We start from the raw sequence: 17633 nt of genomic DNA, 5'->3' as shown, positions 1-17633 counted from the left end.
ACGGTACGGATCAGCCCAGCGGCGCCGGCAGGCGGAAGGCCACGTTTTCTTCCTTCACGGTAATTTCCTCGATCTCGAGCGTGAAGCGCTTGGCAAGGGCGGCCACCATTTCCTGCACCAGCGATTCCGGGGCGGAGGCGCCAGCCGTGATGCCCAGCGTGGACACGCCATCGAGCGCCGACCAGTCCAGCGCGTTCAGGCGCGGCACCAGCAGGGCGCGCGGCGCGCCCGAGCGCTCGGCCACCTCGCGCAGGCGCTGCGAGTTCGACGAGTTGGGCGAGCCGATCACGATCACCAGGTCACAGCCCGGCGCGATGGCCTTGACCGCTTCCTGCCGGTTGGTGGTGGCGTAGCAGATATCCTCGCGGCGCGGGCCTTCGATCAGCGGAAAGCGGTCGCGCAGGATGTCCACGATCTCCGCCGTGTCATCAACCGAGAGCGTGGTCTGGGTGATGAAGGCAAGCCGCGAGGGGTCGGCCGGCTGGACGGTGCGGGCTTCCTCGGCATCGTTGATCAGCGTGACGGCCCCCACGGGCAGCTGGCCCATGGTGCCCACCACTTCGGGGTGGCCGGCATGGCCGATCATCAGGATATGGCGGCTTTCCGGGCCACCATCGGCGAAGTGGCGCTCGGCCTCGCGGTGCACTTTCGAGACCAGCGGGCAGGTGGCATCCAGGTAAAGCAGGTTGCGGCGCATGGCCTCGGCCGGCACGGTCTTGGGCACGCCATGGGCCGAGAACACGACCTGGCCATCGGCGGGGACTTCATCGAGTTCCTCGACAAAGATCGCGCCCTGCGCCTCGAGCGCCTCGACCACGGTGCGGTTATGCACGATCTCGTGGCGGACATAGACCGGCGCGCCATAACGGCGGATTGCTTCCTCCACCACGCGGATGGCACGATCGACACCGGCGCAGAAGCCGCGGGGGCCTGCGAGCAGCACCTTGAGCACGCGGGGCGGGGCATCGGCGGCGGTATTATCGGGCGTATGAATCATCTGGTCGGGCATGGTGTTCCCCAAACATCCGGCGGGCGGTATAGGATACGGGCCGCGATCTGCTACAGTTGCGGCGCCGGCATCCCGAGCGATGGACCCGGCCCTACGCAAACCACGGCAATGGCGCAAGCCATTTTCCCGTTCATCCTAACGTATTCTGCCATGCCTGTCCTCCCCCCACGTCCTGCCGCCTGCACATCCCGCCCCGTGCCATGCCCGTGCCGTGGGGCTACATCCACACCTGACCTAGCCGGAACACCCGCATGATCCCTGCCCCTGTGTCGCCGCGCCTGTGGCGCAATGCCCTGAAAATCTGCACGGTCGCGGGCCTGTCCCTGCTGGGCGCGTGCGAGGGCGAATCCGATTCGATCGATTTCGCCCCGGCCTGCCCGGTGGTGGAAATTCCGGGCGAGGCGGCGGATTACTACCAGTACACCGGCAATGACCATGACATTACCCACCTCGTGGCGCGCGCCGGCCTGACACGCGTGGTCGGCTCGTGCGAGGAAGGCCAGCACCGCACGGTCATGACCAACATGCAGATCGGCCTGCATGTCGAGCGCGGCCCGGCCTCGGGGGTCAATTTCGTCAACATCCCGTATTTCGTGGCCGTTGTGTTCAATGGCGAGATCAAGAGCAAAAAGGAATTCGTGGCCCATGTCTCGTTTGATGACGGGCGCATGCAGGACCTGACCCACACCCGCAACATTCCCATCACGCTGCCGGTGTCGCGCCATATCCACAGCGACCAGTACCATATCGAGATAGGCTTCCAGCTCACCAAGGCGCAGCTTGACTTCAACCGCGCCCATCTTGTCATGCCCACCTTCCACAAGATGTAAGGCCGCCCCCATGCCCGACCGCGCAGCAGATACGAGGGAACTGACCTGGCGCGGCGTGGTGATCGGCGCGCTGATCACGGTCGTCTTCACCGCGTCCAATGTCTATCTGGGCCTGCGGGTGGGGCTGACGGTGGCGACCTCCATCCCCGCCGCCGTCATTTCCATGGCGGTGCTGCGCGCGCTGGGCGGCGGCACGATCCTCGAGAACAACCTCGTCCAGACCCAGGCTTCGGCGGCGGGCACGCTGTCATGCGTGTTCGCCAGCCTGCCCGCGCTGGTCATGGCCGGGTTCTGGCAGCGCTTCCCCTTCCTCCAGACAGCCCTGCTCACGGCGGCGGGCGGCATGACGGGCGTGCTGTTCACCATCCCGCTGCGCCGGGTCATGCTGGCCGACCCCACCCTGCCTTTCCCCGAAGGGGTGGCGGCGGCCGAGATCCTGCGCGCGGGCCACCATGGCGAAAGCCCCGGCGGGCTGCGCGCGCTGGTGCAGGGCGGCCTCCTTGCGGGCTGCCTCACCTTCGCCACGGCGGGGCTGCGGCTGCTGGGCGATGGGATGACGGCCTCGCTTGCCTATGGGCTTTCGGCCTTCCGGTTCTCGATCGGCTTTTCACCCGCGCTGCTCGGCGCGGGGTATCTCGTGGGGCTGGAAGGCGGACTGGCCATGCTGCTCGGCGCGCTGCTGACATGGGAGGTCGCCATTCCCGTCATGGCGCACCTACTGCCGCACCCGCCGGGACTGGGTGCGGGTGATTTCGCAACCAGGATCTGGAAGGACAAGGCGCGTTTCATCGGCGTAGGGCTGATTGGCGTCGCCGCCATCTGGACCGTGCTGCGCATGGGCCGCCCGCTGCTGGGCAGCATGCGCACGCTGCTGGCGCGCCAGCCCGCCACGGCGGCCCGGCCCGAGCGCACCGATACCGACCTCCCGCCACGGGCCATGCTGGCCGTGGCCGGGCTGGTGACCGTGACGATTGGCGGCATGTTCATGGCCTTTTCCGCATCCGTCGGGCCTGTATCGGCGCTGGTGGCGGCGCTGGCGGGGCTTGCGTGCTGCCTGGGGCTGGGGCTGTTCGTGGCGGCGGCATGCGGCTACATGGCGGGGCTGGTGGGGTCATCCTCCTCGCCGCTGTCGGGCGTTATCATCCTTGCGGCGATGTGCCTGGCCTGCGTGTTCGTGGCGCTACGCGCGGTGGGGCTGTTCGCAGGGGCGCAGGGGCAGCATTTCGCCATCGGGTTCTGCCTGTATGCGCTGACCGCCATCACCGCCTCCGCCGCCATTGCCAATGACAACCTGCAGGACCTGAAAACCGGCCGCATGGTGAATGCCACGCCGTGGCGACAGGAAATCGCGCTGCTGATCGGCTGCGTGACCGGGGGCATGGTCATTCCGCCCGTGCTCAACGTGCTGTACCAGACCTACGGCTTCGTGGGTGCCATGCCGCATGCGGGCATGGACCCCGCGCAGGCGCTGGCTGCCCCGCAGCCAGCACTCCTGCTCATGATCACATCGGGCATTTTCCTGCATCAGCTTGACTGGAGCATGCTGGGGCTGGGGGTGGCCACAGGCTGCGGGCTGATTGCGCTCGATGGCACCCTGCGCCGCAGCGGGCGCGGCGCGTTGCCGCCACTGGCCGTGGGCATTGGCATCTACCTGCCCATGAGCATTTCCATGACGCTGGCCGTGGGCGCCCTGCTTGGCCATGTCATGACCCGGCTGACCAAAGGGGCGGGCCGCCATCAGGGCACCATGGTCGCCTCGGGGCTGATCGTGGGCGAGAGCCTGACCGGGGTGGTGCTGGCCTGCCTGTCGGCTGCAAGCGGGCGTGACGCGCCGCTTTCGCTGCGCCCCGCGGGCATGGGCGGCACGCTGCCCGAACTGGCAGGGCTTGCGGCCTTCTGCGCCCTGTGCCTGTGGTTTGGTCGCGCGCAACGGCGTGGTGCGGGCCAATAACCCGCTGGGGGCATGGACGCAGGCCCGCTTTCCATGGCACCCTGCCTGCATGTCCCGCCCTTTTGACAGCCTCGCCTTTCCCCGCCCCGCGCGTGATGCGCTGGCCCTGCGCTTCGGCCAGGTCTCGACCCTGCTCGATCAGGGTCGCGTGGCCGAAGCCGCAGGCCTGTTCGATACGATCCGCCGCGATTATGAAAGCTGGTCCGCCCTGGTCGACCTGCGCTTCGCACAGGACACCACCAGCCCGGCCGCCAAGGCCGACCGTGATTACGCCGATGGGCTGGGCCCGTATGTCACCGCGCATGAAGTCACCCTCAAGCGCAGGCTGCTCGAATACCCCGACCCCACGGCGGTGGCCCAGGTGGTAACGCCCCACACGCTGGAACTGTGGCGCACCGACATCACCACCTTCGACCCCCGCATTGCCGATGCGCTGGAGGAGGAAGCTCGCCTGAGCGGTGAATACACCGCCCTGCTGGCCAGCGCGCGGGTGGAGATTGGCGGCCAGCAGGTCAACCTGTCCGGCCTCGCCCCCTATGCCGAGAGCACCGACCGGTCCGTGCGCCAGCAGGCCGAACAGGTGCGCTGGGCGTTCTTTGCCAAAAACGCGACCCGGCTCGATACCCTGTTTGATGACATGGTGCACCTGCGCGATGGCATGGCGCGCACGCTGGGTTATGACAGCTACATTCCGCTGGCCTACCGCCGCATGCGCCGCGTGGATTACGGGCCTGCCGATGTTGCCCGCTTTCGCGAGGACGTGCGCACCCATGTCGTGCCGCTGGTGCATGACATCGTGCGCAAACGCGCCACCACCATGGGGTGGGAGGTGCTATATTCATGGGATGAACCGCTGGTCGACCCGCTGGGCAACCCCCGCCCGGCAGGCGGGCATGACGTGCTCATGGCGCGCGCGCAGGCCATGTTCGACCGCATGGGCGGCGATCTCGGCCCCTTCTTTGCCCAGATGCGCGAGAACGGCTATCTCGACCTCATCAACCGGCCCGGCAAGGCGGGGGGCGGGTTCTGCACGTCCTTCCCCACGGTGGGCATGCCGTTCATCTTCGCCAACTTCAATGGCACGCAGCACGACATCAACGTGTTCACGCACGAGATGGGCCATGCCTACCAGAACTGGAAAAGCCGCAAGCTGCCCGCCATCGACCTGCTGTGGCCAACCATGGACGCCGCCGAGATCAACTCGATGGCGCTGGAATTCCTCACCTGGCCGCATATCGACCTGATGGTCGAGCCCGGTCAGGGCGAGCGCTACCGGCGCATGCACCTCATCTCGTCGCTCGCCTTCCTGCCGTACGGCGTGTGTGTCGATCACTTCCAGCACGAGGTCTATGCCCGCCCCGACATGACCCCCGCCGAGCGCCATGCCGTGTGGCGCGCGCTCGAGCAGCGCTACCTGCCCTGGCGCGACTATGGCGGCCTGCCCCACCCCACCATGGGGGGGCGGTGGCAGGCACAGGGGCATATCTACCGCTCGCCGTTCTATTACATCGATTACGCGCTGGCCCTGTGCTGCGCCATGCAGTTCTGGATCCGCAGCCGCGACGACATGCCGGGCGCACTGAAGGCCTATGTGGACCTGTGCGCGCAGGGTGGGGCGCAACCCTTCACCCGGCTCGTGCGTTCTGCCGGGCTTCAGTCTCCCTTCCAGCCCGGCACGCTGGCCGATGTGGTGCGCACCGCCCGCGCCCTGCTGGATGACTGAAAACGGAAGGCCGTTTTTTGGGTGCGTCCTGAAGCTTTAAAAAAAAGCTTCACCAAAAACTTTTGTCTCTTATCCATATTTCGGGGAATGCATGCCCACCACCACGCCTACGGTTACCCGCACGCTGTACAAGACGCTGGCCGTGCTCGGGCTGACAGTGCTGTTCATGCTCAGCCTGCGCCTGAGCACCACCGTGGCCGGCCTGGTCGACCGCATTGCGGGCACCGACCTGTGGCTGTCCGTCTACCGCCTTGCCGGGGCCACGGATGAGACCGAGCAGGAACGGCTGATCGTGATGGCGGTGGCCCTTGTGTGCTGCGTGCTTGCCATCGGCGTGGTCGAGATTGCCGACCGGCTGCTCATGCGCCGCGCTGCCAGAAAAAGGTGAGTTCATGCTTGTTGTGCCACAGGTGCAGCACGCACCCGCCGGGAATGGCAGCGAAGGCCTCCGCCGTGTCGTGGTCGGTCTCGCCCTGGAATTTGATGGTCATGACAATCCGCGCAGCCCGGCCTGAAGCAATCCACCGCTGCGCCAGCGCAAGCAGGCGGGCGGGATAGGCGATGATGTCGGAGAACAGCCAGTCCACGGGTTCGCAGGTGGCGGGGTCCAGGCCGAAGGCGCTTTCATAGCGGCATGTCACGTTGGGCAGGGCGGCAATACTCTCGGCCAGCGGCGCGCGGTCAATGGCCGTGACCTGCGCGCCCTGGCTGGCCGCAACCCATGTCCACCCGCCGGGACAGGCGCCAAGGTCGATGCAGGTCTCGCCCGCCACGGGCCACCGGCCAAGGCGGAACAGGGCCTCCCACAACTTGAGATAGGCGCGTGAAGGCGGGTCGGTACGGTTCTCGACAAAAGCCACCTCGCCATTGATGAACGGCGCGGACTTGGTGGGCGAGAGCAGCAACTGATCTGGCGCCAGCAGCGTCCAGCCGCCCAGATGGGCATCAGGCGGCATGGCGGGAAAGCTGACCGGCTTCGGCCGCACCGGCGGCAGGGCATCGGTAATCAGGGCGCTGCGGCGGTGGAGCGTGGGCGCATAACCTGCCCAGTTGCGTTGCAGGCCGCGCATGATCCGCGCCGCCCCCTTGATGGAGGGCACCGCATGCAGTTGCGGCGCATCCCATACGTCAATCGCCCACAGGCTGGCCACGGGCAGTGCTGCTGACAGCGCCAGCCGCCCATGCCAGCACAGTGCTCCCGCCCCCTTGCGCGTCAGTTCCTGTTCCAGAACCTCTTCAAATCCGGGGGCGGCCAGATAGGCGCTGCGCACGGGCCAGGCGGGCTGCGTATATGTTTCGGGCTGGACGGTCATGCGCGCATGACCCCCACCGCCAGCAAAAGCCATGCCCCCATGAGGATGCTGCCCCCCGTGGGCGCCACCGGACCGGGATGAACGCCCCAGAACGCCGTCAGCGCCACGCCTGCGCTGAAAAGGACCGTGCCCACCGCCATGAGGCAGCCGGACAGGGAAATGAGCGCGCGGCACCCCTGCTGGATCAACAGCACCGCAATGCCGATCATGGCCAGCGCATGCCACATCTGCATCTGTATGGCCTGCCGGGCCATGTCACGCCCGCCCTCGGCAAAGAAACGATCGGGCAGATGGGCGGTGAGTGCTCCGCCCATCACGGCGGAAAACGCGGCCAGCGCCGCAAAACACAACAGGAACCGGACAACAGTAGGCATTCAGCATATCCGCAAACAGGGTGACGACCCGCACACGACGCGGGCAGGCACACCCTACTCCCGCCGTGGGCGCATCGTATAGGCCAGCCCGGCATGAAGGGCGGCCACCACCCGGCAGACCGGATCAGGACGGTAGGAAAGTTTTCCTCTGGCCTGTCCTGTCGCCTTCATCTGCCGCAAGGGGCTGGTATTGTGGCCTGCTGGCTTTGTATGGCGGCCCAAAACTGATAAACTATGAAGACGTTCAGTAAAGCCGCCTGAATTTTACACGTTGGGAAGATGAAAGCATGAAAAATTACGCCGTCTGGTTTCTTTGCGCGTCTGTCAGCCTTCTTCCCGCAGCAGGCCTTGCGGCCCGTCCTGCCACGCCACCCGCAGCCCCCCCTGCAGCAGCGCCCGCGCCGAGCCTGCCGCCGCTTACGGAATCCGATTCCACCTTTGCTGAAAACGTGTCGGCCCTGAATGCATTCGAGATCACCATCTCCAAAATGGCCACGACGGAGGCCAAGCGGCGGAAGGTGCAGGAATTCGCCGCGCGCTCGGTCAAGCTGCACACCGCCAACGAGACAGCCCTCTCCACCCTCACCCTCAAGCACGGGCTGACCCTGCACAAGGAAATGAGCCCGGACGAGGATGAAGTCGCAGCCCAGCTCAAGACCGAAACCGGCGCCAAATTCGAGCGTGATTACCTCGACCTGCAGGCGCAGGCCGCAAGCGATGCGCTGGCCATGTTCCAGAACGAGGCGGAATCCGCTGCCGACCCCGAGCTCAAGACCTATGCCTCCACCACGGCAGACACATTGCAGACCCTGCTCAACGATTCCCTGAAGCTGGGCGCGGCCAAGCCTTCACGCTAAAAAGCGCCGCCGCATTACTGATAAAAATTTCTGTATACTTCTTTTTTCAAACAGATGGCGTTTTTTGAAGCTTTTAAAAAAAGCTTCACCAAAAACTTTTGATTTACAGAATATATATTTCTTGGGTTTTATTTATATATAACGGTTTGACCTGAAGATATTTTTATTACTTTCCTCATGACAAACGGATCAATCCATGAGCATTCGCATCGACCGGGTCGTGACCCGTGGCGGCGACACCGGACAGACCGCGCTGGGCAATGGCACGCGCGTGGCCAAGGACTCGGTGCGCATCGAGGCCCTTGGCGCCCTTGATGAAGCCAATGCCGTAATCGGGCTGCTGCGCGCGAGCCTGCCCGCAGGCCGGAACGCCCGTTTCGTTGCCTGGCTGCAGGGGCTTGTGTTCGATATTGGCGGCGCGGTGTGCATGCCCGGCAGCCCGCCCCGTCCGCTCGCACAGGGCGCCGTGGCGGTCAGGGCCATGGAAGACGAGGTGGAGCACCTGCGCGCGCATATCCCGCCGCTGACCAGCTTTGTCCTGCCCGGCGGCACAATGGCCGCGGCCCATGCCCATCTGGCGCGCACCGTGGTGCGGCGGGCGGAGCGACGGCTGGCCACGCTGGCGCGAAGCGAAGACCTCGGCCCCGATATTCCCGCCTGCATGAACCGCCTGTCCGATTACCTGTTCATGCTGGGGCGCCACCTCAATGATAACGGGGCCGGTGACCTGACATGGACCCCAGCCGCCCCGCCGCCCACGGCTGGATGAGGGCACTCAGCCCGGCAGGCGCTCCAGATGCAGGCAGGCCTGCTCGGCCAGATGGGCCTGCGGGGCGTTGACATCGAGCGTCATGACCACCTCATGGTGCATGTCGGGTTCCTCCAGTGTGGCGAACTGGCTGTCGAGCATGCCAACCGGCATGAAATGCCCCGTGCGCTGGCGCAGGCGCGGGGCAATGTCTTCCCGGCTGCCCTTGAGGTAGACAAAGCACACATCCGCATGGCCCGCCCCGATCCGCTCGCGATAGGCGCGCCGCAGCGATGAACAGGTCACGATGCCGCATTGCCCCTGCTCACGCCATGCCAGGATGGCCGCGGCAATACGATCGAGCCAGGGGGCACGATCCGCGTCGGTCAGGGGAATGCCGTTGCTCATGCGCGCGATATTGGCGGGCGGATGCAGGTCGTCGCCTTCAATGACAGGCCAGCCCATGCGCGCGGCCATGAGCTGGGCCACGGTGCTCTTGCCACACCCCGATACCCCCATCACCACCAGCACGCGCGGGCGCGCCGCCTGCCCGAGCCTGCGCGAGAGAGAGACCGCTACAGCGTTTTGCCCATTGTCACACATACTGCATCCTGCCGGATATTACGAAAAAAAGACGTTATCGCGCCTTATCTGGCCCAAACAGGTCTCAAAACGCAAGTGACTGCTGCCACGCAGAAATACCAATACAGGGCATTTCATTATGAAATCTGCCGTTTTTTTGTTTATAAATAAAAAAATATTATTAATTTATATTATTATTTCTTCTTCATTTATTTGAATTTTGTTAATATATATTATGACATAATAATTATGTCATTCATTATTATATTTATCTTCATACCTCTTGCGCAGGTCGCCCCTAAGGCTTTATATACTCGATCAATCACTTAAAAACAGACACCATCGGCATCCCGGTCAGAGGAATATTTTCCTAAATATGGCCCTTTCAACATCTCGCATGGTGCATTGAGTTATCGAGAGTTCTGCTGTGTCATCTTATAACGATTTTCTTTCCTTTTCGAAGGAAGAAGACCAGAGCCCCCAACGCGAAGAAGTCAATGAAACCGCCTTCCGCCAGGCGCTTGAGCGCCTTGGCAAGGGCAAGCCGCGCGGCCCCGCCGCGCCCAAGGCCCCGCAGGCCAAGGCGCGCCCCGTGCGCCAGGCCGACCCCACCCAGCGCCGCCGCAAATTCGTGCAGGATGGCGATGTACGTGTCGAACATCATTCGCTGACCACCGGCCGCGCCTCGCCGCGCGTGCTGCATGCCCAGCCTGAAGACCGGGGCGAGGCGGAGCAGCTGCGCCACAAGATCCAGTTCGAGCAGAAGCTGCGCGAGGAGGCTGAACTCCGCCTTTCGGAAGCGCAGGCGCAGATCCGCTCCCTGACCACCCGCATCGGCCATGCCGATGTCATCGCCGCCGAGAACAAGACCAGACTCGCCGAACGCGATGCTGAAATACTGAGCCTGCGCGCTGAAATCTATGCTGCCCGCGAAGAAGCCGACCGCCTGCGTGAGGAAGCCAGCCGCCTCAAGGCCAGAAGCCGCGTGGCGGAAAACCGGATGGCGCCAGCCCGCCCCCCCCAGGCAGACGATGACGCGACTGACCCCAATGAGCCCGAACCCGTAAAATGGTGGTAACGCCAGCCTCAGGCCGCCATGCCCATGGAACCCGATGAGCCGCCGCCCAACCCCGCGGCCCGGCAGAGGCAGATCGGGCTGATCATTGTCGCCACCTGCACCAGCATGAGCCTTGCCATCATGGTGCTGCTGCCGCTGGTCAGCGGGTTGATCAACCTGTTGCGCGACATACTGGGCGTGCTGATCCTGCCTTTTTCTTTCATGTTCGGGCTAGGAAGCGGCACGCAGGAACAGTCGCCCGCGCTGCTGCGCCTGCTGTCGGATATGGGATTGCAGACGCAGCTGCACCCGCTCCGGCTCGGGGGGGCCGCGGTGCTGGAACTTGTCGCGGTCTTCCTGTTTGTCATTGCCGAGCGCCTGGGCGGGCGCACCGGCTACATGGGGGCCTGCGCGGCCTCGGCGGGGGCGATCGTGCTGTCGGGCCTGCCACTGGCAACCCCGCTCCTGCCCGCCATCCTGACCGAGGGGGTGTTCCTGCTCAACCCGCCCTCGCCCGATCCGGACTGAACGCGGCAGAACATAAAGACGTTCGTGGTGAAGCTTTAGAATGCCGCCTTTCGCGAGAACAGGCGGCACCCGAACGCCCTGATAGTCCCTTCAGGACAACCCATCCACAAACCGCGCAAGGCGCGTGCAGCATTCCGTAAGAATATCATCGCTCGTGGCATAGGACAGGCGCAGGTAAGGCCCTTGCCCGAAGGCCGAGCCATGCACCACGGCCACATGCTGCTCGGCCAGCAGGGCGATGGCGAAATCCTCGTCCGTATTCAGCATCCGCCCCCCTGCTGTCCTGCGCCCGATGCAGCCCGCAATGCCGGGATAGGCATAAAACGCCCCGTGCGGCATGGCGCAGGTCAGGCCGGGAATGACACGCAGGGCCGAGACCACCATCTCGCGCCGGCGGGCATAGACCGCGCACATCTGCGCGATAATGTCGGGCGGCCCGTCAAGCGCCGCAGCGGCGGCGGCCTGGCTGATGGAACAGATACCTGAAGTCGAGCTGCCCTGTATGGCGGTCATGGCGCGGATGAGCGGCGTGGGGCCACCCACGTAACCTATCCGCCAGCCGGTCATGGCATAGGCTTTCGACACGCCGTTGAGGGTCAGGATACGGCCCTTGAGATCTGGCGCCACGGCGGCAAGCGAGGCGTGGCGCTGCCCGTCATAGAGCAGGTGCTCGTATATCTCGTCACTGAGCACATGCACATGCGGGTGGCGGCGCAGCACTTCCGCAACAGTCGCGAGATCCGCCTCCCCCATGGTGCCGCCAGTGGGGTTGTTGGGGAAATTGAGCACCAGCCACTTGGTGCGTGACGTGATCGCGGCCTCCAGCACCTCGGGCCTGAGGCGGAAATCATCGGCCTCATGGCAGTCGGCATAGACCGGCGTGCCGCCAAACATCTCGACAATCAGCGGGTAGCTGACCCAGTACGGGCGCGGAATGACCACTTCATCGCCCGGCTGCACGGTGGCCATGAACGCATTGAAGATGACCTGCTTACCCCCGTTCGAGACCATGATCTCGCCCGGCGCGTAGTCCAGCGCGTTCTCGCGCGCGAATTTGCGCGCGATCGCGGCCTTGAGCGCAGGCGTGCCATCAACGGGGGGGTATTTGGTCTGCCCGTCCAGCGCCGCGCGGTGGGCCGCCTCGATTACGGCAGGCGGCGTGGCAAAATCGGGCTCGCCCAATGCAAGCGAGAGCACTTTCCCGCCCTTCGCGCGCAGTTCGCGCGCGCGCTGCGCCATGGCAATGGTGGCGGGCACGCTCAGCCGCTCCATCCGCTGCGCAAACAGCGGATAGGCCAGTCCTTCATTCCTGTTCATGGCAGCGCCCCTTAACGCAGGGCTGCGCAGAAACGCTGGATGCGCAGGCACGCCTCCTTCAGGCTGGCCGTGTCGGTGGCGTAGGAGATGCGGAAATGCCCGGCAAACATGAACGCGCTGCCATGCACGGCGGCAACGCCTTCCTCATCGAGCAGGGCGGTGACGAAGGCTTCATCGGTATCGATCAGCGTGCCGCCCGCGCTGGTCTTGCCCAGGCAGCCGACGAGCGAGGGAAACACATAGAATGCCCCTTCGGGTACCGGGCAGTGCAGGCCCTTCGCCTCGTTGAGCATGCCCACCACGAGGTCACGCCGCGCCTGATAGGTGCTGACCATGGTGCCGATGAAGTCCTGCGGGCCGGTCAGTGCTTCCACCGCCGCGGCCTGGCTGACCGAGCCGGGGCCGGAGGTGGACTGGCCCTGCAGCTTGTTCATGGCCCGCGTCATCTGCACGGGGGCTGCGGAATAGCCAATGCGCCAGCCGGTCATGGCATAGGCCTTCGACACGCCGTTCATCGTAACGGTGCGATCACGCAGGCGGGGCTCGACCTCGACCACGGTGGGCGCGCGGAAGCCGTCATAGACCAGCTTGTTATAGATGTCGTCGGTCAGGATCCACACATCGGGGTGGCGCAGCAGCACGTCGCACAGGCCGCGCATCTCCTCAAAGGAGTAGGCCGCCCCGGTGGGGTTGTTGGGTGAGTTGAGCAGCAGCCACTTGGTGCGCGGCGTGATTGCGGCCTCGAGTTCGGCGGGCTGGAGCTTGAAGCCGTTCTCCACGCTGCACGGCACGATGACGGGCGTGCCCTCGGCCAGCGCCACGATATCGGGATACGATACCCAGCACGGCGCGGGAATGATCGCCTCATCGCCCGGATTGATGGTGGCGACCATGGCGTTATAGATGATCTGCTTGCCGCCATTGGCAACGATCACTTCATCCCAGGTGTAGTCCAGCCCGTTATCGGCGCGGAAGCGCGCGGCAATGGCGCGGCGCAGGGCCGGCGTGCCCGCAACATCGGTGTATTTGGTCTCGCCTGCCTCGATTGCGCGGATGGCGGCTTTCTTGATGCTGTCCGGCGTATCGAAATCCGGCTCGCCGGCGGAAAGGCTGATGATGTCCTTTCCCGCCGCCTTGAGTTCACGCGCCTTGGTCGAGATGGCAATCGTCTGGCTCGGGCTGATCCGGGCCAGCCGGGCGGCGGTAAGATCCATGGTATCAAGATCCATCAACAGTGAAAGGACACATCCGGCACGTGACCGGGGCGGCCGTAGCCTAGAGCGAACCCGTGCCCGAGGAAACAGCAGATATGTGATGCCCGCCCCCGGCGGCTTCCATCACCTGCCGCGGCGTCATGCCCCCTGCCCGCATGGCGCGGATGGAGGGCGCGCCATCGCGCTTGGCCAGCCGCCTGCCCGCGGCATCGCACAGCAGCGCATGGTGGCTGTAGCGCGGCGCGGGCCAGCCCATGATGTGCTGCAACAGCCGGTGCAGCCCGGTTGCAGGCCGCAGGTCCGCCCCGCGCGTGACAAGGGTGATGCCCTGCAACGCATCATCATGGGTGACGCATAGATGATAGGAGGCAGGCACATCACGCCGCGCCAGCACCACATCGCCAAATGCGGCCGCATCGGCGGGTTGCGGGCCTTCGCCCAGTTCGTGCCATGTCAGCGTATTGGCGCCGGGCCATTGCAGGGCGCGCGCCATGTCCAGCCGCAGGGCATGGGGGGTGCGGGCCGCAAGTCTTGCCGCCCGCAGGCCCGGGTCCATGTGGCGGCAGGTGCCGGGATAGACCAAGGCGCCATCGGGCGCGTGATGGGGCGCGCCCGCGGCCTCGGCAATATCGCGCCGGGTGCAGAAGCACGGGTAAAGCAGGCCATGCGCGGCCAGATGGTCGAGCACGGCGCGATAATCGGCCATATGTTCTGACTGGCGGCGCACCGGCTGCGGCCAGGACAGGCCGAGCCAGGCGAGGTCGGCATACAGGTCGGCAATGAACTCGGGGCGGCAACGCGTGGTGTCGATATCCTCCACCCGCAGGATGAAGCGCCCCCCCGACTCCGTGGCCGCGCGCCAGCCGTGCAGCACCGAGGCCACATGCCCCAGGTGCAGGTGCCCCGTGGGGCTGGGCGCAAAACGGGTAATTTCAGCCATTATCAAGTCAAATCAGGGTTATGGCGAAAAAATGCGCCCCCACCCTGCCCTGCTGCGTTGATGGATCAACTCCTGCGCCCGCGCGGGCATGGGGTTGCCACGCCATGCGGGGTCTGCAATAGATTCGACAGTTACCTGACGACGACGCACATCCATAAGGCGTTCGCTTCGGAACAGAGTACGCCTGAACTTTGTGCGGCGGCATTCGGAAAGGAATGCGTCCGTGCCCTGTGACAGTCAATACCTGCCAGCTCTCGTCCTGAATGCCGATTTCAGGCCGCTCTCCTATTTCCCGCTTTCGCTATGGTCATGGCAGGATGCCATCCGCGCCGTGTGGCTCGACCGCGTATCGGTGCTGAGCGAATATGACACCGTTGTCCACTCCCCCACCCAGAGCCTGCGCCTGCCCAGCGTGATTGCGCTGAAAGACTATATCCCCACCGCCCGCAAGCCTGCCTTCACGCGGTTCAATGTCTTTCTGCGCGACAATTTTTCCTGCCAGTACTGCAACACCCGCTTCCCCACGCAGGAACTGACCTTCGACCACGTCATTCCCCGCAGCAAGGGGGGCCGCACGAGCTGGGAGAACGTGGTGACCGCATGCAGCCCGTGCAACCTGATCAAGGGCTCCTACATGCCGCACCAGATCCGCATGTACCCCGCCCGCACGCCCGCGCGGCCCTCAAGCCGCAGGTTGCAGGAAAATGGCCGCGCCTTCCCGCCCAATTACCTGCACGAAAGCTGGCGCGACTACCTGTACTGGGATACCGAACTTGAAAACTGAAACCACCCCGCCCCGGCAGGCGCAATAACCCGCCACAGGAGCGGAACGCGGGTGCTACGCATCAAGGCGGCCAGGGTTCCCTTACCGGGCGGACACGCTATTTTGTGTAGCTGTAGCCGTATTCATCGGCCATCTTCTGCAGGTCGGGCGCGCCACGCAGGTTGAGCGGCAGCGGCACGGCCTTCTTCTTCTTTGAACCGAAGATGAAGTTATGGTCGCTCATGCGCTGGCAGGTATTCGCCGCGATGGGAAAGCTGAGCTGCATGGTGGTGCCCAGCTGCTCGCGCAGGCATTTTACATCACTCTCGAACGGCTTGCGCCCGATCTCGGCCGTGCAGCCACCAAGCACCACCAGCCCACATGCCAGCAGCCCGAGGCGGGCGGGCAGTTTTTCCACAATCTTCAGCTTCATTTCGACCCCGTCGCTTAAGCGGTGGCAAGACTGCCACGAAAGTGCTGCCCGCGATAGAGGACAAGACGCCCCATGGGCGGTGCCGCGTGGGCAATGCATAGGTGCCCTACCGGCAATGCCGGACATGAACACAAAGCATACCTGCCAAGAAGATATGATGAAGCCGGATGGTGGTATCATCTGAATGCATAGGTGATATTACCGTGATCTTGGTGACAGGCGGGCCTTATATTGCCACCCTCTGTCATTATTCTGATTTTTTTTAAATCATACGTGATATATAAAAATTGCAAATACAGCACCGGACCGGCTGTAAATTTGTTACCAGATTGCGTATGGCTGTCGCGCGTTGTCACCGTCCCCATCGATGCCTGAGGTAAAAGAATGAGATTACTGGCCGTTCATCCAAGCTCGCTCATGTACACGAAGGTCTTCCTGCGTCTTGAACCGCTGGGGCTTGAACTGGTTGCCGGTGCCGCGCGCAACAAGGGGCATGACGTGCAGATCCTCGACCTGCAGGTCGAGAAACACCCCGATTACTGGCAGCGCATCGAGGAATTCCGCCCTCATGCCATCTGCTTCTCGGGCAATTACCTGGCCAATGTTCCCGAGATCATCGACCTGTGCAAGGAAACGCGCAAGCGCCTGCCCAACGTGTTCCTGTTCATTGGCGGGCATTCCATCTCGTTCATCGCGCGTGACGTGCTGGCCCTGTCCGATGGCGCCATCAACTGCGTGCTCAAGGGTGAGGGTGACGCCACCGTCGGCCTGCTGCTCGAGGCCTGGGAACAGGGCAAGGACCTGACCACCGTGCCCGGCGTGGTGACCATGGATGGCGAAGGCCCGCCGCCCATCTTCATCGAATCGCTCGATGAGGTGCGCCCCGCGCGCGACCTGCTGCGCCACCGCCGCAAATACTTTATCGGCACACTCGACCCTGCCGCCTCCATCGAGTTCGCCCGTGGCTGCCCGTGGGACTGCACCTTCTGCAGCGCATGGACGTTCTATGGCCGCTCCTACCGTACGGCGAGCGCCAAGGTGATTGGCGAGGAACTGCAGGAGATCAAGGAGCCCGGCATCTTCATCGTCGATGACGTGGCCTTCGTGCATGCCGAGCACGGCATGGCCATTGCCGACGAGATCAAGCGCCGCAACATCCAGAAAGAATACTACCTCGAGACGCGCGCCGACGTGCTGATGCGCAACAAGGAAGTGTTCGCAGTCTGGAAAGAGATCGGGCTGAGCTACATCTTCATCGGGCTTGAGGCGGTGGATTCCGAAGGGCTGAAGCGCTTCCGCAAGCGCGTGTCGATGGACCGCAACTTCGAGGCGCTGGAATATGCCCGCTCGCTCGACCTGATCGTGGCCATCAACCTGATTGCCGATCCGTCATGGGACCGCGAGCGCTTCGAGGTCATCCGCCAGTGGTGCCTCGAGATCCCGGATATCGTGAACATCTCGGTCACGACCCCCTACCCCGGCACCGAGATCTGGGAGAGCGAGTCCCGCAAGCTGACCACGCGCGACTACCGCCTGTTCGACATCCAGCACGCGGTCATGCCCACCACCCTGCCGCTGCGCGAGTTCTATGAGGAACTGGTCAAGACCCAGCAGATCCTCAACAACAAGCATCTGGGCTGGAGTGCCATCAAGGACACGCTGGGCATTGCCCTGCGCCTGGCCCTGCGGGGGCAGACCAACTTCCTGACCATGATCTGGAAGTTCAACTCGGTGTTCAACCCCGAGCTGCAGATGGCCGACCATGCGCAGAAGCCAGAATATGAAATGCCGCTCAAGCCGCAGGGCTCTGACCAGAAGATCGACCGCAAGACGCTGTACGTGCATGGCCCCGCTGGCCGCAAGTCGCGCAAGATCGATGACGATACCGAAAAGTTCGTTGATGAAACCCGCATGAGCACGGTTGACTGACGCGCGCCACGTCAATCATCGCGTCCATGCAAGGGCCGGTTGCGCAAGCACCGGCCCTTTTTGCA

General features: G+C 64.2%; 18 protein-coding genes. 10 read left to right on the top strand and 8 right to left on the bottom strand.

The window, feature by feature from the left end:
- Window positions 1-10 precede the first annotated feature (10 nt).
- The gene (ispH, locus tag OQZ28_RS03735; RefSeq protein ID WP_078524456.1) at window positions 11-1009 is read right to left on the bottom strand and encodes a 4-hydroxy-3-methylbut-2-enyl diphosphate reductase; all 999 of its coding nucleotides are present in this window, start codon (window positions 1007-1009) and stop codon (window positions 11-13) included.
- A gap of 251 nt (window positions 1010-1260) precedes the next feature.
- On the opposite strand from ispH, the gene OQZ28_RS03730 reads away from it, so the two are divergent.
- The 4 genes from OQZ28_RS03730 (at window position 1261) to OQZ28_RS03715 (ending at window position 5901) form a co-directional block, all read left to right on the top strand.
- Window positions 1261-1839, top strand: coding sequence for a hypothetical protein (locus OQZ28_RS03730; protein WP_130730563.1), 579 nt, complete (start codon window positions 1261-1263; stop codon window positions 1837-1839).
- Between the two features lie 10 nt (window positions 1840-1849).
- Window positions 1850-3790: an OPT family oligopeptide transporter gene (locus tag OQZ28_RS03725; RefSeq protein ID WP_458135176.1), complete on the top strand. Its 1941-nt coding sequence runs from the start codon at window positions 1850-1852 to the stop codon at window positions 3788-3790.
- Between the two features lie 49 nt (window positions 3791-3839).
- Window positions 3840-5513, top strand: coding sequence for a M3 family oligoendopeptidase (locus tag OQZ28_RS03720; RefSeq protein WP_458135175.1), 1674 nt, complete (start codon window positions 3840-3842; stop codon window positions 5511-5513).
- Between the two features lie 91 nt (window positions 5514-5604).
- Window positions 5605-5901: a hypothetical protein gene (locus tag OQZ28_RS03715; protein ID WP_130730566.1), complete on the top strand. Its 297-nt coding sequence runs from the start codon at window positions 5605-5607 to the stop codon at window positions 5899-5901.
- On the opposite strand, the gene OQZ28_RS03710 is transcribed toward OQZ28_RS03715, so the two are convergent.
- Entirely contained in the window at window positions 5873-6826 is a 954-nt protein-coding gene (locus tag OQZ28_RS03710) for an SAM-dependent methyltransferase (protein ID WP_458135174.1), read from the bottom strand. The two genes, OQZ28_RS03715 and OQZ28_RS03710, sit on opposite strands and share 29 nt — an antisense overlap.
- The gene (locus OQZ28_RS03705) at window positions 6823-7200 is read right to left on the bottom strand and encodes a DUF423 domain-containing protein (protein ID WP_458135173.1); all 378 of its coding nucleotides are present in this window, start codon (window positions 7198-7200) and stop codon (window positions 6823-6825) included. Before OQZ28_RS03705 ends, OQZ28_RS03710 begins: the two co-directional genes overlap by 4 nt.
- Window positions 7201-7487: 287 nt before the next feature.
- Between OQZ28_RS03705 and OQZ28_RS03700 the strand changes: the two genes are divergently transcribed.
- Both OQZ28_RS03700 and OQZ28_RS03695 read left to right on the top strand, forming a co-directional pair.
- On the top strand, window positions 7488-8057 hold the full coding sequence (locus tag OQZ28_RS03700; RefSeq protein ID WP_130730569.1) for a DUF4142 domain-containing protein: 570 nt from the start codon (window positions 7488-7490) through the stop codon (window positions 8055-8057).
- 196 nt (window positions 8058-8253) lie between these two features.
- Complete coding sequence (locus OQZ28_RS03695; protein WP_458135172.1) at window positions 8254-8826, top strand: cob(I)yrinic acid a,c-diamide adenosyltransferase; 573 nt, start codon at window positions 8254-8256, stop codon at window positions 8824-8826.
- A 6-nt stretch (window positions 8827-8832) separates the two neighbouring features.
- On the opposite strand, the gene OQZ28_RS03690 is transcribed toward OQZ28_RS03695, so the two are convergent.
- Window positions 8833-9408 (bottom strand): gluconokinase, encoded by a 576-nt coding sequence (locus OQZ28_RS03690; protein ID WP_130730571.1) that lies wholly within the window; start codon window positions 9406-9408, stop codon window positions 8833-8835.
- Between the two features lie 406 nt (window positions 9409-9814).
- Here OQZ28_RS03690 and OQZ28_RS03685 point away from each other — a divergent pair, with 406 nt between their 5' ends.
- Entirely contained in the window at window positions 9815-10465 is a 651-nt protein-coding gene (locus OQZ28_RS03685; protein ID WP_130730572.1) for a hypothetical protein, read from the top strand.
- Between the two features lie 24 nt (window positions 10466-10489).
- Window positions 10490-10972 (top strand): hypothetical protein, encoded by a 483-nt coding sequence (locus OQZ28_RS03680; protein ID WP_130730573.1) that lies wholly within the window; start codon window positions 10490-10492, stop codon window positions 10970-10972.
- 90 nt (window positions 10973-11062) lie between these two features.
- Here the strand turns inward: OQZ28_RS03680 and OQZ28_RS03675 are convergent, their stop codons facing one another.
- The 3 genes from OQZ28_RS03675 to gluQRS form a co-directional block, all read right to left on the bottom strand.
- On the bottom strand, window positions 11063-12289 hold the full coding sequence (locus OQZ28_RS03675) for a pyridoxal phosphate-dependent aminotransferase (RefSeq protein WP_458135171.1): 1227 nt from the start codon (window positions 12287-12289) through the stop codon (window positions 11063-11065).
- Window positions 12290-12300: 11 nt separating this feature from the next.
- On the bottom strand, window positions 12301-13503 hold the full coding sequence (locus OQZ28_RS03670; protein ID WP_130730575.1) for a pyridoxal phosphate-dependent aminotransferase: 1203 nt from the start codon (window positions 13501-13503) through the stop codon (window positions 12301-12303).
- Between the two features lie 61 nt (window positions 13504-13564).
- Window positions 13565-14443 (bottom strand): tRNA glutamyl-Q(34) synthetase GluQRS, encoded by an 879-nt coding sequence (gene gluQRS / locus OQZ28_RS03665; RefSeq protein ID WP_458135170.1) that lies wholly within the window; start codon window positions 14441-14443, stop codon window positions 13565-13567.
- 223 nt (window positions 14444-14666) lie between these two features.
- Between gluQRS and OQZ28_RS03660 the strand changes: the two genes are divergently transcribed.
- On the top strand, window positions 14667-15227 hold the full coding sequence (locus OQZ28_RS03660; protein ID WP_078524470.1) for an HNH endonuclease: 561 nt from the start codon (window positions 14667-14669) through the stop codon (window positions 15225-15227).
- Window positions 15228-15324: 97 nt separating this feature from the next.
- Here the strand turns inward: OQZ28_RS03660 and OQZ28_RS03655 are convergent, their stop codons facing one another.
- Complete coding sequence (locus tag OQZ28_RS03655) at window positions 15325-15639, bottom strand: hypothetical protein (protein ID WP_130730577.1); 315 nt, start codon at window positions 15637-15639, stop codon at window positions 15325-15327.
- A gap of 384 nt (window positions 15640-16023) precedes the next feature.
- Between OQZ28_RS03655 and hpnR the strand changes: the two genes are divergently transcribed.
- The gene (hpnR, locus tag OQZ28_RS03650) at window positions 16024-17568 is read left to right on the top strand and encodes a hopanoid C-3 methylase HpnR (protein WP_130730578.1); all 1545 of its coding nucleotides are present in this window, start codon (window positions 16024-16026) and stop codon (window positions 17566-17568) included.
- Window positions 17569-17633 lie beyond the last annotated feature (65 nt).

Source organism: Komagataeibacter sp. NFXK3, assembly GCF_054182245.1.
This window is presented reverse-complemented; position numbering and strand designations above follow the sequence as displayed.

Excerpts from the sequence above, each read along its gene's own strand:
- ispH (WP_078524456.1), bottom strand. The coding sequence starts at position 1,009 with ATGCCCGACCAGATGATTCATACGCCCGATAATACCGCCGCCGATGCC.
- OQZ28_RS03730 (WP_130730563.1), top strand. The coding sequence starts at position 1,261 with ATGATCCCTGCCCCTGTGTCGCCGCGCCTGTGGCGCAATGCCCTGAAA.
- OQZ28_RS03725 (WP_458135176.1), top strand. The coding sequence starts at position 1,850 with ATGCCCGACCGCGCAGCAGATACGAGGGAACTGACCTGGCGCGGCGTG.
- OQZ28_RS03720 (WP_458135175.1), top strand. The coding sequence starts at position 3,840 with ATGTCCCGCCCTTTTGACAGCCTCGCCTTTCCCCGCCCCGCGCGTGAT.
- OQZ28_RS03715 (WP_130730566.1), top strand. The coding sequence starts at position 5,605 with ATGCCCACCACCACGCCTACGGTTACCCGCACGCTGTACAAGACGCTG.
- OQZ28_RS03710 (WP_458135174.1), bottom strand. The coding sequence starts at position 6,826 with ATGACCGTCCAGCCCGAAACATATACGCAGCCCGCCTGGCCCGTGCGC.
- OQZ28_RS03705 (WP_458135173.1), bottom strand. The coding sequence starts at position 7,200 with ATGCCTACTGTTGTCCGGTTCCTGTTGTGTTTTGCGGCGCTGGCCGCG.
- OQZ28_RS03700 (WP_130730569.1), top strand. The coding sequence starts at position 7,488 with ATGAAAAATTACGCCGTCTGGTTTCTTTGCGCGTCTGTCAGCCTTCTT.
- OQZ28_RS03695 (WP_458135172.1), top strand. The coding sequence starts at position 8,254 with ATGAGCATTCGCATCGACCGGGTCGTGACCCGTGGCGGCGACACCGGA.
- OQZ28_RS03690 (WP_130730571.1), bottom strand. The coding sequence starts at position 9,408 with ATGTGTGACAATGGGCAAAACGCTGTAGCGGTCTCTCTCTCGCGCAGG.
- OQZ28_RS03680 (WP_130730573.1), top strand. The coding sequence starts at position 10,490 with ATGGAACCCGATGAGCCGCCGCCCAACCCCGCGGCCCGGCAGAGGCAG.
- OQZ28_RS03675 (WP_458135171.1), bottom strand. The coding sequence starts at position 12,289 with ATGAACAGGAATGAAGGACTGGCCTATCCGCTGTTTGCGCAGCGGATG.
- OQZ28_RS03670 (WP_130730575.1), bottom strand. The coding sequence starts at position 13,503 with ATGGATCTTACCGCCGCCCGGCTGGCCCGGATCAGCCCGAGCCAGACG.
- gluQRS (WP_458135170.1), bottom strand. The coding sequence starts at position 14,443 with ATGGCTGAAATTACCCGTTTTGCGCCCAGCCCCACGGGGCACCTGCAC.
- OQZ28_RS03655 (WP_130730577.1), bottom strand. The coding sequence starts at position 15,639 with ATGAAGCTGAAGATTGTGGAAAAACTGCCCGCCCGCCTCGGGCTGCTG.
- hpnR (WP_130730578.1), top strand. The coding sequence starts at position 16,024 with ATGAGATTACTGGCCGTTCATCCAAGCTCGCTCATGTACACGAAGGTC.